This is a genomic window from Acidovorax sp. FW305-C-20-28 (assembly GCF_058783375.1).
Window position 1 is genome coordinate 67,709 of the sequence record NZ_JBYSYM010000019.1, and the last position, 14,857, is coordinate 82,565.

The window sequence follows — 14,857 nt, forward strand, 5'->3', positions numbered from 1 at the left end:
CGCGCCTCAGGTCGTCCGTTGCAGGTGCGAGTTGCGCTGCACCAATTCGGCTGTCCAGTCCACAAAGGCCCGCACCTTGGCGCTCAGGTGCCGGTTGGGCGGATAGACCACATAGATCGGCAGCAGCGCCTGCGTCCATTCGGGCAGCAGGCGCACCAGCGTGCCGTTCTCCAGGTGGCGCGTGGCCTGGAAGCTCGTGACCTGCCCGATGCCCAGGCCCGACACCACCGCCGTCACATAGGCATTGGCCTCGTTCACACTGACCTGGTAGGGGCCGGTGATGTCCACCGACTCTTCGCCCTTGCGGAACTCCAGCGGGTAGTGGCGCCCCGACTGTGGCGAAAAGTAGACGACGATGGAGTGCTTTTCCTCGATCTCCAGCGGGTGCGCGGGCGTGCCGTTCTTTGCCAGGTACTCGGGCGAGGCCACGGTGATGAATTCGAGGTTGCCGATGCGCCGCGCCACCAGTGATTGGTCGGTCAGCTCGCCACCGCGGATCACACAGTCCACGTTGTCGCTGATCAGGTCCACCATGCGGTCGCTCACGCCCAGATCCACCTGGATGTCGGGAAAGCGCGCATGGAACTCCGCCAGGTTGGGCAAAATCAGCAACTGCGCCATCGACGTGCCCACGTCCACGCGCAGGCGCCCGCGCGGGTTCGAGCGGGCATTCGTCATGCTCGCCTCGATGTCGTCCAGGTCGGTCAGCAGGCGCACCGTGCGCTCGTAATAGGCCGCGCCGTCGGCCGTGACGGTGACGCGGCGCGTGGTGCGGTTGAGCAGCTTCACGCGCAGACGCTCCTCCAGCGCCTGCACATGCTTGGTGACCGTGGCCTTGGGCAGGGTCAGCGAATCGGCCGCCCGGGTGAACGTGCCGGCCTCCACCACCCGCACGAATATGCGCATGGCCTGTATCTGGTCCATGGGCGTTCTCTCCTTGTAGTTGCACCCACCAGTGGGTGCAGGGTAATTCTCACATGCGGCCTTTGTTCGATTGTTGAGGTTTTGGAAACAGTGCGGTGGTGTTTTGGCCTGTTTATCGGGCGAGCGACAGGGACTACATTTCATCCATCGTCAATCCAATGGGTCCATGCCATGCCGCCCGACCGTTCGCCGTCCACATCGCCGTCTTCCCGCAGCGGGGCCTCTTCCAAGGCCTCCGGCAAGCCCGCGGGTGCCCCCCTGCGCACCGATGCCACCATTGAGGTGGCGAAGGGCGAAGAGGTGGCGGTGCGCGTCTACGGCCGCAAACAGCCCGGCAAGCCCTCGCCGCTGGTGGTGCATTTCCACGGTGGCGCGTTCACCACGGGCGACCTCGACACCGGCTGCACCGTGGCCGGGCTGTTCGAGCAGGCCGGCGCCGTGGTGGTCTCGGTGGCCTACCCGCTGACCCCGTTTCCCCAGCCCGTGAACACCGGATACGGTGTGCTGCAGTGGGCCTTTCGCAACCGCGTCAAGCTCGGCGGCCAGGGCGCGCAGATCTACTTGGCCGGCGAAGAAGCCGGGGGCAACCTGGCCGCCGCCGTCTCGGTGATGGCGCGCGACCAGTCGCACCCGCCGCTGGCGGGCCAGATCCTGCTGTCGCCCATGCTCGACCCCTGCGTGGGCACGGCCTCGGTGCGCGAAGCCACCGGCGATGCCACCGGCTGCAAATGGACCGAGGGCTGGCGCAACTTCCTGCGCTGCCCGCGCGATGCCGAACACCCCTATGCCGTTCCCGCCACCGCACACCGCCTGGCGGGCCTGCCCTCCACCCTGGTGATGGTGGGCGACACCGACCCCATGCACGACGAGGCGCTGGCCTATGCCGCGCGGCTCGAGTCTGCCGGCCTGCTGGTGCGGCGCCATGTGTTTCCCAAAGCCGGCGAGATGCCCGAGGCCCTGGAGGCCGAGCAGCGCGAATGCCCCTGCGCCGAAGGCGCGCTGCTGCAGATCCGGCAGTTTTTCGAGGACACCCGATGTCCGGCCCCCACCTGAAACCCCAGGGTTTGTAGGATGTGGTTGACCTCAACATAAGTTGAGGTTCGATACTCCCGCCACCCCACCTTCCGAGCAAGGCGCTCACCCTGCAATTTCCGGCCATTGGCGCCGGCGGGGAGAGGCTTTGCCCATGACTGGCCAGGAGCCGGTGCAAGTGCCGACCGAGATCGGTACGGACCGGCTGTTGCCCGCGCTTTTTTGACGATCTGTTTTGCCCATATCAACGACACGGAGGAATTGCCTATGAACACCATCGACCTGCAGGCCGCTGCACCCGGGAGCACTGCCACTGCCGACACCCACGCCGCCGCCGCGCGCTGCCAGTGTTGACCTTGCCACCGTGTCAGTGCCCAGACTTCGTCCGCTTCCACTCCACCCGCTATTGAAAACCGCTGCGGGACCTGTTCCACGAGAACGGCCCCGCCACTGAAAGTGACCATGAACTTCCATCTTCCTTTCCCAAAGCGCCCCCTGGGCCTCGCCACCCTGGCCACGGCCGCCGCAGCCGTCGCGGCCTCTGCCGTGCTGGTGTTCCAGTCGCCATCGGCCCAGGCCACCGCCGGTGCGGCGCAGCCCCAGGCCGTGCCCGTCTCCGTGGCCGCAGTGCTGCAGCAGGACATTTCCCTGTGGGACGAGTTCTCGGGCCGGCTCGAAGCCGTGCAGCGCGTGGACATCCGCGCCCGCGTCTCCGGCGCGGTGCAGTCCGTGCACTTCCGCGAAGGCTCGCTGGTCAAGCAGGGCGACCTCCTGATCACCGTGGACCCGGCACCCTATGCCGCCGAGGTCGACCGTGCCGAAGCCCAGGTCGCCGCAGCGCAGGCCCGCGTCTCCTACACCCGCAGTGAGCTGGAGCGCGCCACGCGCCTGCTGCAGGAAAGCGCCATCGCCCAGCGCGAGCACGACGAACGCCAGAACGCCCAGCGCGAGGCCGACGCCAACCTGCGTGCCGCCCAGGCGGCGCTGCAGACCGCGCGCCTGAACCTCGGCTACACCCAGGTGCGCGCCCCCGTGGCAGGCCGCGTAGGCCGCATCGAGATCACCCAGGGCAACCTCGTGGCCTCGGGCCCCGGCGCCCCGGTGCTGACCACGCTGGTCTCGGTGAGCCCGATCTACGCCAGCTTCGACACCGACGAGCAGGTCGTGGTGAAGGCGCTGCAGGACCTCAAGTCCGGCACCAGCGCCCGCACCCTGATCGAGCGCATCCCCGTGCAGATGGGCACCGGCACCTCGGGCGGCACGCCACACGCGGGCAAGCTGCAACTCATCGACAACCAGGTCGATGCCAAGAGCGGCACCGTGCGCGTGCGCGCCGTGTTCGACAACGCAGACGGCGACCTCATCCCAGGCCAGTTCGCGCGCATCCGCATGGGCCAGGCGCGCAGCTCGCAGGCCATTTTGATCAACGAGCGTGCCGTGGGCACGGACCAGAACAAGAAGTTCGTGCTCGTGGTGGGCGAGGGCAACAAGGCCGAGTACCGCGAGGTCACGCTGGGTGCGCCCATCGAAGGCCTGCGCGTGGTCACCTCGGGCCTGAAAGCCGGCGAGACCATCATCGTCAACGGCCTGCAGCGCGTGCGCCCCGGCGCCGTCGTCGCCCCGCAGTCCGTCCCCATGACCGCCAAGGCCGAGATTCCTGCCGACCGCAAGGAAGCCCGCGCCGCCAAGTCGCCTGCCGCCTGAGGCCGTGAGCGCCCGCTGAAAGACAACCAGCCATGAATCTATCCCGCTTCTTCATCGACCGCCCCATCTTCGCCGGGGTGCTGTCGGTGCTCATCTTCCTCGGGGGGCTGATCGCGCTGCGCAGCCTGCCGATCTCCGAATACCCCGAGGTGGCCCCGCCCTCGGTGGTGGTGCGCGCCCAGTACCCGGGCGCCAACCCCAAGGTCATCGCAGAGACCGTGGCCACGCCGCTGGAGGAATCCATCAACGGCGTGGAAGGCATGCTCTACATGGGCAGCCAGGCCACGACCGACGGCGTGATGACACTGACCGTGACCTTCGCCCTGGGCACCGACCCCGACAAGGCCCAGCAACTGGTGCAAAACCGCGTCTCGCAGGCCGAGCCGCGCCTGCCCGAGGAAGTGCGCCGCCTGGGCGTCACCACGGTCAAGAGCGCGCCCGACCTGACCATGGTCGTGCACATGGTCTCGCCCAATGGCCGCTACGACATCGACTACCTGCGCAACTACGCCGTGCTCAACGTCAAGGACCGCCTCGCGCGCATCCAGGGCGTGGGCCAGGTGCAGATCTTCGGCGGTGGTGACTATTCCATGCGCGTCTGGCTCGACCCGCAGAAGGTGGCGCAGCGCGGCCTCTCGGCCAGCGACGTGGTGGCCGCCATCCGCGGCCAGAACGTGCAGGCCGCGGCCGGCGTGGTGGGCGCATCGCCCGGCCTGCCCGGCGTGGACCTGCAGCTGTCCATCAACGCCCAGGGCCGCCTGCAGACCGAGGACGACTTCGGCGACATCATCGTCAAGACCGGCACCGACGGTGCGGTGACGCGCCTGCGCGACATCGCCCGCCTGGAGCTGGGCGCGGCCGACTACTCGCTGCGCTCGCTGCTCAACAACGACCCGGCCGTGGGCATGGGCGTGTTCCAGGCACCGGGCTCCAACGCGCTCGACATCTCGGCCAATGTGCGCAAGACCATGGACGAGCTGCAGAAGAACATGCCCGAGGGCGTGGAGTACCGCATCGCCTACGACCCCACGCAGTTCGTGCGCGCCTCGATCAAGTCGGTGATCCACACCCTGCTCGAAGCCATCGCCCTGGTGGTGATCGTGGTGATCCTGTTCCTGCAGACCTGGCGCGCCTCCATCATCCCGCTGCTGGCCGTGCCAGTGTCGGTGGTGGGTACCTTCGCCGTGCTGCACCTCTTGGGCTTCTCGATCAACGCCCTGAGCCTGTTCGGCCTGGTGCTGGCCATCGGTATCGTGGTGGACGACGCCATCGTGGTGGTGGAGAACGTGGAGCGCAACATCGAAGCGGGCCTGACCCCGCGCGAGGCCACCTACCGCGCCATGCGCGAAGTCTCCGGCCCCATCATCGCCATCGCCCTGGTGCTGGTGGCGGTGTTCGTGCCGCTGGCCTTCATCAGCGGGCTCACGGGCCAGTTCTACCGCCAGTTCGCGGTCACCATCGCCATCTCCACGGTGATCTCGGCCATCAACTCGCTGACCCTGTCGCCTGCGCTCAGCGCGCTGCTGCTCAAGGGCCACCACGAGCCCAAGGATGCACTCACGCGCGGCATGGACAAAGTGCTGGGCGGTGTGTTCCGCGGCTTCAACCGGGTGTTCCACCGCGGCTCCGAGGCCTACAGCGGCGGCGTCAAGCGCGTCATCGGCCGCAAGGCGGTGATGCTGGCGATCTACCTGGCCCTGGTGGGCCTGACCTTCGGCCTGTTCAAGGCCGTGCCCAGCGGCTTCGTGCCCGGCCAGGACAAGCAGTACCTGATCGGCTTTGCGCAACTGCCCGACGGCGCCACGCTGGACCGCACCGAGGACGTGATCCGCCGCATGGGCGACATCATGAAGAAGAACCCGAACGTGGAAGACGCCATCGCCTTCCCGGGCCTGTCGATCAACGGCTTCACCAACAGCTCCAACTCGGGCATCGTGTTCGCCACGCTCAAGCCCTTTGCCGAGCGCACGCGCGCCGACCAGAGCGGCGGCGCCGTGGCCATGCAGCTGAACCAGTCCTTCGGTGAGATCCAGGAGGCCTTCATCGCCATGTTCCCACCGCCACCGGTGGCGGGCCTGGGCACCACGGGTGGCTTCAAGCTGCAGATCGAGGACCGCGCATCACTGGGCTACGAAGCCATGGACGGCGCCGTGAAGGCCTTCATGACCAAGGCCTACCAGACGCCCGAACTGGCCGGCCTGTTCACGAGCTGGCAGGTCAACGTGCCGCAGCTGTATGCGAACATCGACCGCACCAAGGCGCGCCAGCTCGGTGTGCCCGTGACGGACATCTTCGAGACGCTGCAGATCTACCTGGGCAGCCTGTACGCCAACGACTTCAACCAGTTCGGCCGCACCTACAGCGTGCGGGTGCAGGCGGACGCGGCCTTCCGCGCCCGCAGCGACGATGTGGGCCTGCTCAAGGTGCGTTCCACCTCGGGCGAGATGGTGCCGCTGTCGGCGCTGATGAAGCTCGAACCCAGCTTCGGCCCCGAGCGTGCCATGCGCTACAACGGCTTCCTCGCGGCCGACGTGAACGGCCAGCCCGGCCCCGGCTTCTCGTCGGGCCAGGCGCAGGACGCCATCGAGCGCATCGCCGCCGAAACGCTGCCCAAGGGCATCAGCTTCGAGTGGACCGAGCTGACCTACCAGGAAATCCTGGCCGGCAACTCCGCCGTGCTGGTGTTCCCCATCGCCATCCTGCTGGTGTTCCTGGTGCTGGCCGCGCAGTACGAAAGCCTCACGTTGCCGATCGCCATCATCCTGATCGTGCCCATGGGCCTGTTGGCCGCGATGACGGGCGTGTGGCTCAGCAAGGGCGACAACAACGTCTTCACGCAGATCGGGCTCATCGTGCTGGTGGGGCTGTCGGCGAAGAATGCCATCCTGATCGTGGAATTTGCCCGTGAGCTGGAGTTTGCCGGGCGCACGCCCGTGCAGGCCGCCATCGAGGCCAGCCGGCTGCGCCTGCGCCCCATCCTGATGACCTCGCTGGCCTTCGTGATGGGTGTGCTGCCCCTGGTGCTGTCCACCGGTGCCGGCGCCGAGATGCGCAGTGCCATGGGCGTGGCGGTGTTCGCCGGGATGATCGGGGTCACGGCCTTCGGCCTGTTCCTCACGCCGGTGTTCTATGTGGTGCTGCGCCGCATGGCGGGCAACCGCCCGCTGGCCAACCACGGCAGCCACACGGCACCGCTGACCGATGCCACCGGCCCCGGCGCCGTGGCCCACCCCATCCTGGCTGCACCGCGCGGCCATGACGAATGAATGAGCGCAAAGGAGTCTTTGCCATGAATGTCCATACGATGTTTTCTGAACCTTCCCTGAGCGTGCGGCGTGCGGCCCGCCTGGCGCCGCTGGCTGCGGCCCTGGTGCTGGCCGGCTGCATGGGCACGCCCGTTGCGCCCCAGCCCGCGCATGCCGGCGTGGCCGTGCCCGCCAGCTTCAGCGTGGCCGATGGCGCGCCCGCCTGGACCACCGCCGCCCCTGCCGAGGCACAGCCGCGCGGCGAATGGTGGCTGGGCTTCCAGGACCCGGTGCTCAGCGGCCTGGTGGAGCGTGCCGCCAGCGGCAACACCACCGTGCAGGAGGCCGCGGCCCGCCTGGCCGAGGCGCGCTCGCTGCTGCGCTCGGCCGATGCCGCGCGCGCCCCGCAGGTGGGGGCCTCGGCCGGCGCCACACGCCAGGCCGGTGCCGGCACCACGGGCAGCACCGATGCGTCCACGCTGACCACGGTGGGGCTCAACATTTCCTATGAGCTCGATCTGTTCGGCCGCCTGTCCAAGGCCAGCGACGCGGCGCGCCTGGATGCCCAGGCCCGCGATGCGCTGCTGCAGAGCACGCGCCTCTTGGTGCAGGCCGACGTGGCCCAGACCTACCTGCAACTGCGCTCGGTGCAGGCCGAGCAGGTGCTGGTGAAGGAGAGCCTGGCCGCCTACCGCGACACGCTGCGCCTGACGCAGCGGCGCTTCCAGGCCGGCGACGTGGCCGAGCTCGATGTGGCGCGCGTGCAGACCGAGGTCGCGGCCACCGAGTCCGAAGCCCTGGCGCTCGAGCGCCAGCAGGCGCTGCTGTCCAACGCCCTGGCCGTGCTCGTGGGCGACGTGGCCACCGGCTTTGCCGTGGCACCGGCCACCGGCGACGCGGCGCTGCCCGTGATCCCGGCCGGCGTGCCCGGCACGGTGCTGGCGCGCCGGCCCGACGTGTCGGCGGCCCAGGCGTCGGTGCTGGCGGCCCAGGTGCGCGTGGGCGTGGCCGAGGCGGCCTGGTTCCCGGCCATCACGCTCACGGGCAATGCCGGACAGGCCTCGCCCGAGCTCGGCGACCTGTTCAAGTGGTCGGCTCGCTCCTGGGGCATTGGCGCGCTGCTGTCGCTGCCGATCTTCGACGGTGGCCAGCGCAAGGCCCAGGAAGAGGGCGCCCGCGCGCGGCTGGAAGCCGCCATGGCGGCCCACCGTGGCCAGGTGCTCACCGCCTTCCGCGAGGTCGAGGACCAGCTGAGCGCGCTGCGCCTCCTGGCCGGCCAGGCCGAGGCCCAGGGCCGCGCCGTGCAGTCGGCCGCACGCGCCACGCAGCTGTCGGACTCGCGCTACCGCAACGGCCTGGTGAGCCAGCTCGAACTGCTGGACGCGCGCCGCAGCGAGCTGCGCAACCGCCGCCAGGCGCTGCAGGTGCGCACCGCGCAGTACACCGCCACCGTGGGCCTGATCCGCGCGCTGGGCGGTGGCTGGGGCGACGCCAAGGGTGCGGCCCTGGCGCAGGCGCCCGGCCGCTGAGCAGCGGCTGTCCCTGGGGATCTTGACAGGGGCTTTCCGGGGCGTCCGCCCCGGCCTGCGGCAAGGGGCCTATAGTGCCGGGTGTCGCCACCCGACCGAAGGGTTGGTTTTGTGGCCGTCCCCTTCACACCCCTTGCTAATCAGGAGCATCCGCATGAGTTATCCCGATACCCGCCTCTTCATCGCCGGCCAGTGGCAGGACGCCGCCGACGGCAAGACCATTGCCGTGCACAACCCCGCCACGGGCAAGGAAATCGGCCGCGTGGCCCATGCCGGCAAGGCCGACCTGGACCGTGCGCTCGAAGCCGCCCAGAAGGGCTTCGAGGCCTGGCGCGACATCCCGGCCGCGGACCGTGCCAAGACCATGCGCCGCGCTGCCGCGCTGATGCGCGAGCGCGCCGAAGCGATCGCCGCCATCATGGTGCAGGAGCAGGGCAAGCCCCTGGCCGAAGCCAAGGTCGAGACCATGGCCTCGGCCGAAATCATCGAATGGTTCGCCGACGAAGCCATGCGCGTCTACGGCCGCATCGTGCCTTCGCGCAACCTCAAGGCCCAGCAGCTGGTCATCAAGGACCCCGTGGGCCCCGTGGCGGCCTTCACGCCCTGGAACTTCCCGATCAACCAGGTGGTGCGCAAGCTCGCGGCCGCGCTGTCGGCCGGCTGCTCCATCCTGGTCAAGGCACCTGAAGAGACCCCGGCCAGCCCGGCCGAACTGATCCGCGCTTTCGCCGATGCCGGCGTGCCCGCAGGCACGGTGGGCCTGGTCTACGGCGACCCGGCCGAAATCTCCAACTACCTGATCCCGCACCCCGTGATCCGCAAGGTCACCTTCACCGGCTCCACCCCCGTGGGCAAGCAACTGGCCGCCCTGGCCGGCAAACACATGAAGCGCGTGACCATGGAGCTCGGCGGCCACGCCCCCGTGATCGTGGCCGAGGATGCCGACGTGGCCCTGGCCATCAAGGCCGCTGGCGGTGCCAAGTTCCGCAACGCAGGCCAGGTCTGCATCTCGCCCACGCGCTTCCTGGTGCACGAGAGCATCCGCGCCGAGTTCGTGGCCGCGCTCACGGGCCATGCCCAGGGCCTGAAGGTCGGCGACGGCCTGGTGCAGGGCACGCAGATGGGCCCGCTGGCCAACCCGCGCCGCGTGACCGCCATGGCCGACCTGCTGGCCGACGCCGTGCAGCAGGGCGCCCAACTGGCCGCCGGTGGCGAGCGCATCGGCAGCGAAGGCAACTTCTTCCAGCCCACGGTGCTCAACGACGTGCCGCTGTCGGCCCGCATCTTCAACGAGGAGCCCTTCGGCCCCGTGGCTGCCGTGCGCGGCTTCGAGAAGATCGAGGACGCGATCGCCGAAGCCAACCGCCTGCCCTTCGGCCTGGCCGGCTATGCCTTCACGCGCTCGCTCAAGAACGCGCACCTGCTGTCGCAGCGCCTGGAAGTGGGCATGCTGTGGATCAACCAGGCAGCCGCCCCCGCGGCCGAACTGCCCTTCGGCGGCCTGAAGGACTCGGGCTATGGCTCCGAAGGCGGCTCCGAAGCCGTCGAGGCGCACCTGAACACGCGCCTGGTCTCGATCATGAACGCCTGAAGGCGACCTGATCCTTGCCGGCAGGTCCCTGGATGCCAGGGGCCTGCCTTCTTCCATCCTGTGTGAGCTGGGGCATGCCGACACCCGTACCCGTACTGCACCCCTGTGCCGCAGCCCTGGTGCGCGGCGAGGGCGACATGCTGCAAGACCAGGCTTATTTCCGCCGGCTGGGGGTTGCCTACGACGTCCAGGGCCTGTTGGGCGTACTGCGTGACCACAAGCCCCGGTCGGCGATGCCACTGGCATGCCACGCCCTGGCGGACCTCCAGGCCACCGAGGCCGTGCCGGTCCTCAAGGCGCTGGCCGACTTCTCGATCCAGGACGTCAAGGCCACCTCGGTCCTGGCCGTGGCCCGTCTCTGCGGAGCCGACGCGACGGACTGGCTCACCGAATGCCTGGTGCGCAAGGGAACATCCAAGAGCTATGTGCTCTGGGCCCTGGCGGCCGTGGCCGACCCGCGCGCCTGGCCGGCCGTGCAGGCCTGGACTGCGCCCTTGATCCGCAAGCTGGAGCGCAAGCCCGAGGGGCCCGTGCTGTCCAATCTGGTGTTTGCCATTGCCTACATCGAACAGGTGGCGGACATCTACCCCGAGGCCACCGGTCTGCTGGAGCGCTTTGCGGCCGTCGCGCAGACGCTGCCCCCCGGTGATCTGACGGAGTTTCGGCACTTCACGCGCCTGTTTGCCCGCAGCGCTGCCACCACCGGCCCTGCGCCCAACTGGTTGGCGCAGGTGATGGCGGCCCTCCCTTCAGGGGGCGGGCGGTGCCAGCCGGGCCCGGACATCGGCCGCATAGGTCCGTCCGACCTTGGTGATCATGCCCCCGGGGAACACGACGCTCAGTGAGGCGTAGCGGCCGACCGCCACATGCGAGATGGCGCCCAGGCGCACCAGCGTGCTGCGGTGGATGCGCAGGAACTCCCCTGCCGGCAGGCTGCGCTCCAGCTCCGACAGGCTCTCGTTGTGCAGGTAGTCGCGGCCATCGGCATGGATGCGCGCGTAGTCGCGTTCGGCCTGGATGTGGGTGATGCTGCTGCACGGGATGCGCAGGTAGTTGGGGCCCGCTTTCACCCACAGGTCTCTGCTGCCTGCGCTGCGGTGTGCGGCGGCGCTGCGCAGGCTGGCGACGACTTCCTCCAGTTCGGTGATCCGCTCCTGGCGGCTGTGCGACAGCACGGCCTGGCGCGCCCGCTCCAGGGCCAGGTGCAGGCGCACCGGGTCGATGGGCTTGGTCACGTAGTCCACCGCGTTCGCATCGAAGGCGCGGCAGGCCTGGTCGTCGAAGGCGGTCACGAAGACGATGGCCGGCGCCGGTGCGGGCAGGCGGGCCACCAGGTCGAAGCCGCTGCCCCCGGGCATCTGGATGTCCAGCAGGACGATCTGCGCGTCGAAATCGGCCAGCCTGGCAAGGGCCTGCTGCACCGTGCCTGCCTCCTCGACCGCGCCAACCCACTGCAGGCGCTGCAGTTGCCGGACGGCCCTGCGCCGCGCCAGGGGCTCGTCGTCCACGACCAGCACATTCATGATGGCGCTCATCCGGTTCTCCAGGGCAGTTCGATCTCGGCGCGAAAGCGGCCGTCCACGGTGCTGGCGCTGAAACGCCCGGCATCGCCAAAGCGCATGCGCAGGCGGTCGGCCACATTGCGCAGGCCGATGCCCAGGCCAACCACCGGGCCGGCCGGCGAGCGCGCGGCCGCCAGGTCGTTCTCGACGACAAGCCGCAGAACGTCGTGCTGGCGTAGCGCGCGAATACTGATGCGCGTGTGGGCCGCCGACTGGCCCACGCCGTGCTTCACGGCATTCTCGATCAGCGGCTGCAGGATCAGGCTGGGCACGAGCGCCTGCCGCACTTCGTCGCAGGCCTCCACCTGGAAGCCCATGCGGTCGGAGAAGCGCTCCTGCTCGATCTCCAGGTAGTCCTGCTGCAGCACCAGCTCGTCCGCCAGCGTGACGTCCTGCAGGGGATCGATGGTCAGCGTGGTGCGCAGGAACATCGACAGCGACAGCAGCATGCGGCTGGCGCGTGCGGTGGCGCCTTCCTCGACCAGGCCGGCAATGGAGTTGAGGGTGTTGAACAGGAAGTGCGGGTTGGCCTGGTAGCGCAGCGCGCGCATCTGGGCGAGCAGGGCCTCCTCGCGGGCGGCGGCCAGGCTGCGTTCGCGGTCGCGCACCTCGAAGGCGTAGACCATGGACACATACAGGCACGACCAGCCGAAGAACATCGCCATGCTCGACACCATGGTGAAGCCGAAGTTGCGCCATTCGAAGGCGGGCACCTCGGGTGCCACATGGAAGCTGTAGACCTGGAAGTCCAGCAGGCTGTACAGCGGCGCACAGGCCATGGACAGCACGAAGGCCATGGCTGCCTTGAACAGGATGCCGCGCTGCCGCATCCAGAACAGCAGTGCCGACATGCCCACGGTGAGCAGGGCGCCGAAGCTGTTGAGCACCAGCTTGCCCGGGAAGGATGCGAGCGGGTCGACCCCGGCAATCCCCCACAGGATGCTGTCGCTCAGCAGCACGGCGCTCCAGAACACTGCGGCCAGCTTGGCGGTGGTGCCGGGCAGGCCCGCCCACGGGCCGCGCGCCAAAGCGGCGGCATCGCTCTGGGCGGCCGTGGTGTCGTTCGTCGACGGTTTCGATCCGTTCGTCGAAATGGGCATGGCTTCGTCGGGCAAGGGAAGTCGTTGGAATTTCCGGGCAGGGGAACCTCGCCAAGAATTCTCCCCGGTCCTCCTTCTTGCGGGAATGGGGCCGCCAACAACCTGTTGCAGGCGATGGATTCTGGTCCGTCCCGGCCCCACCTGCCATTGCCATGGATCTGACGCTTGCGCCTTTTCGTGAATCGCTGGAGCAACTGCTGCACAGCCCCGACCTGCCCCGCCTGCATGCAGGGGTGCAGCGGCTGGCGCAGGCGCTCGGGTTCGAGCACTTCATCTACGCCTTGCGGGTGCCCGAGCACTTTGCGCAGTCGAGCGTGCTGCTGGTGGATGGTTACCCCCCGGGCTGGACGGGCCACTACATGGCCCAGGCCCTGCACGTGCACGACCCCGTTCTGCGCTACTGCAGCCGCAGCATTCTGCCCGTGCTGTGGCACCAGTTGCCTGGGGAGGGCATGGGCCCCGGCGCCGCGCGGGTCATGGGCGAGGCGGCCGAGCACGGGCTGCGCACCGGGCTGAGCGTGCCCCTGCACACGCCCCATGGCGAAGTCGGGATACTGAGCGGCACGGTGTCGCGCGTGGGCGCCGGGGCCCGGGCCGACATGGCCCAGGTGCAGGCGCATGCGCACCTGCTGGCCAGCCATGTGCACGAGGCCATGCGGCGCCTTGCGCCCATGCCGCTCACGCGACCGACCCTGAGCCCGCGCGAGCAGCAGTGCCTGCGCTGGGCCGCCGATGGCAAGACCTCCTGGGAGATTTCGTGCCTGCTGCACATCTCCGAGCGCACGGCCAATTTCCACCTCCAGGCCATCGCGCAGAAGCTCGGGGTGTTCAGCCGCCAGCACGCCATTGCGCGCGCCTTGCTGCTCGGCCTCATCCAGCCCAGTCCCTTCTGATCCTCCGCCCGCCTGCCCTTGCAGGCGGCTTGACTTTGTCGAGCTAAATACATAGCATGATATATATCAAAGGAGAATCATGGTCCAGGACACCGTCAAGGAACTCGGCTTCCTCACCCTCGGCACGCGCTTTCGGCGCATCGGGGAGTCGCTGCAGGCGCAGACCCAGGCCCTCATGGCGCAGCATGGCATCGACCTGCCCGCGGCCCACTTTCCGCTGCTCGCGGCACTCGACCGGCATGGCCCGCTGGGCGTGGGCGAACTGAGCACTGCGGTCGGCGTCAGCCAGCCCGTGGTCACGCGCTCGCTGCACGGGCTGCAAGCCAGCGGCCTGGTGGAATCGCACGCGCTGGCGCAGGACCGGCGCATCCGCAAGGTGCAGCTCAGCGAGGCCGGGCTGGCCCTGGTCGAGCGGGCCCGGCGCGAGGTCTGGCCCGTGATCGAGGCCTCCGTCGCGCAGATCTGCGCGCCGCTGCAGGGGCCGCTGCTCGACCAACTCGCCGCCCTGGAAGCGGGCCTCGCACACACCTCGCTGCTGCAGCGTGCTGCAGCCACCTTCGCGGCCCAACCCGCACGACCCTCGACCCACAAGGCACCCCGATGAACACCCTCCTTGACCGCCCCGTGTGGGCTTCGCTGCTGCACGCACCGCAACTCGCCGAAGGCGGCGACCTGGCCCGGCGCTACCGGCGCGATGTGAACCTGTTCGCGTCTGCGCGCGACGATGGCGCCGCCAGTCTGGCGGCGCTGGCCGCCCTGGTGGGCGCGGGGGAGTCGGTCTACCTGGCGCAGGTGGCACCGGTCCAGGTGCCGCAGGGCCTGCAGCTCGTGCGCAGCGCCCAGGGGGTGCAGATGCTGGCGATGCGGGCCGTCGTGCCCGTGGACGGCCCCGAGGCCGTGGTGGTGCTCGGCGAGGCCGATGCGCCCGAGATGCTGGCCCTGGCGCAATTGACCGAGCCCGGCCCCTTTTTGCCGCGCACGCACAGCATGGGCCGCTTTGTCGGCGTGCGGATCGATGGGCGCCTGGCCGCGATGGCCGGCGAGCGCATGCGTTTCGCGGGCGCCACGGAGGTCAGCGGGGTCTGCACCCATCCCGACTTCCGCGGCCGGGGTCTCGCGCGCCGGCTGTCGGCCGTGGTGGCGCATGCCATCCAGCAGCGCGGCGAGCAGGCCTTTTTGCATGCCTGGGTCAGCAACCGCGCGGCGATCACGCTCTACGAGGGTCTGGGCTTCGAGACGCGCACGGAAATCCAGGTGGCCGTGCTCGGACGCTAGAA

The 14,857-nt window shown here is 69.2% G+C and carries 12 protein-coding genes; 9 read left to right on the forward strand and 3 right to left on the reverse strand.

Annotated elements, in window-relative coordinates; translation table 11 throughout:
• Positions 1 to 6 precede the first annotated feature (6 nt).
• Positions 7 to 924: a LysR family transcriptional regulator gene (locus AC3WOH_RS21160; RefSeq protein ID WP_492231294.1), complete on the reverse strand. Its 918-nt coding sequence runs from the start codon at positions 922 to 924 to the stop codon at positions 7 to 9.
• 171 nt (positions 925 to 1,095) lie between these two features.
• Between AC3WOH_RS21160 and AC3WOH_RS21165 the strand changes: the two genes are divergently transcribed.
• From AC3WOH_RS21165 to AC3WOH_RS21190, 6 genes are all read left to right on the forward strand, one after another.
• Positions 1,096 to 1,977 carry an alpha/beta hydrolase gene (locus AC3WOH_RS21165; protein WP_492231295.1) on the forward strand — a complete coding sequence of 294 codons (882 nt, stop codon included), beginning with the start codon at positions 1,096 to 1,098 and terminating at the stop codon, positions 1,975 to 1,977.
• Positions 1,978 to 2,418: 441 nt separating this feature from the next.
• A complete protein-coding gene (locus AC3WOH_RS21170) occupies positions 2,419 to 3,660 on the forward strand; it encodes an efflux RND transporter periplasmic adaptor subunit (RefSeq protein ID WP_184858478.1) in 1,242 nt (413 codons plus the stop codon).
• Between the two features lie 32 nt (positions 3,661 to 3,692).
• Positions 3,693 to 6,926 carry an efflux RND transporter permease subunit gene (locus tag AC3WOH_RS21175; protein ID WP_492231296.1) on the forward strand — a complete coding sequence of 1,078 codons (3,234 nt, stop codon included), beginning with the start codon at positions 3,693 to 3,695 and terminating at the stop codon, positions 6,924 to 6,926.
• A gap of 23 nt (positions 6,927 to 6,949) precedes the next feature.
• Positions 6,950 to 8,434 carry an efflux transporter outer membrane subunit gene (locus AC3WOH_RS21180; RefSeq protein ID WP_492231297.1) on the forward strand — a complete coding sequence of 495 codons (1,485 nt, stop codon included), beginning with the start codon at positions 6,950 to 6,952 and terminating at the stop codon, positions 8,432 to 8,434.
• Positions 8,435 to 8,588: 154 nt separating this feature from the next.
• Positions 8,589 to 10,025, forward strand: a complete 1,437-nt coding sequence (locus AC3WOH_RS21185; protein WP_492231298.1) for an NAD-dependent succinate-semialdehyde dehydrogenase — start codon at positions 8,589 to 8,591, stop codon at positions 10,023 to 10,025.
• 74 nt (positions 10,026 to 10,099) lie between these two features.
• Positions 10,100 to 10,870 carry a hypothetical protein gene (locus AC3WOH_RS21190; RefSeq protein ID WP_492231299.1) on the forward strand — a complete coding sequence of 257 codons (771 nt, stop codon included), beginning with the start codon at positions 10,100 to 10,102 and terminating at the stop codon, positions 10,868 to 10,870.
• On the opposite strand, the gene AC3WOH_RS21195 is transcribed toward AC3WOH_RS21190, so the two are convergent.
• Together AC3WOH_RS21195 and AC3WOH_RS21200 are read right to left on the reverse strand one after the other, a co-directional pair.
• Complete coding sequence (locus AC3WOH_RS21195) at positions 10,775 to 11,560, reverse strand: LytR/AlgR family response regulator transcription factor (RefSeq protein ID WP_492231300.1); 786 nt, start codon at positions 11,558 to 11,560, stop codon at positions 10,775 to 10,777. The two genes, AC3WOH_RS21190 and AC3WOH_RS21195, sit on opposite strands and share 96 nt — an antisense overlap.
• On the reverse strand, positions 11,557 to 12,687 hold the full coding sequence (locus AC3WOH_RS21200; RefSeq protein WP_492231301.1) for a sensor histidine kinase: 1,131 nt from the start codon (positions 12,685 to 12,687) through the stop codon (positions 11,557 to 11,559). The genes AC3WOH_RS21195 and AC3WOH_RS21200 overlap by 4 nt, the downstream gene beginning before the upstream one ends.
• 152 nt (positions 12,688 to 12,839) lie before the next feature.
• Here AC3WOH_RS21200 and AC3WOH_RS21205 point away from each other — a divergent pair, with 152 nt between their 5' ends.
• From AC3WOH_RS21205 to AC3WOH_RS21215, 3 genes are all read left to right on the forward strand, one after another.
• On the forward strand, positions 12,840 to 13,580 hold the full coding sequence (locus AC3WOH_RS21205; RefSeq protein WP_492231302.1) for a LuxR family transcriptional regulator: 741 nt from the start codon (positions 12,840 to 12,842) through the stop codon (positions 13,578 to 13,580).
• Between the two features lie 79 nt (positions 13,581 to 13,659).
• Positions 13,660 to 14,184, forward strand: coding sequence for a MarR family winged helix-turn-helix transcriptional regulator (locus AC3WOH_RS21210; protein WP_492231303.1), 525 nt, complete (start codon positions 13,660 to 13,662; stop codon positions 14,182 to 14,184).
• Entirely contained in the window at positions 14,181 to 14,855 is a 675-nt protein-coding gene (locus AC3WOH_RS21215; RefSeq protein ID WP_492231304.1) for a GNAT family N-acetyltransferase, read from the forward strand. Before AC3WOH_RS21210 ends, AC3WOH_RS21215 begins: the two co-directional genes overlap by 4 nt.
• Positions 14,856 to 14,857 lie beyond the last annotated feature (2 nt).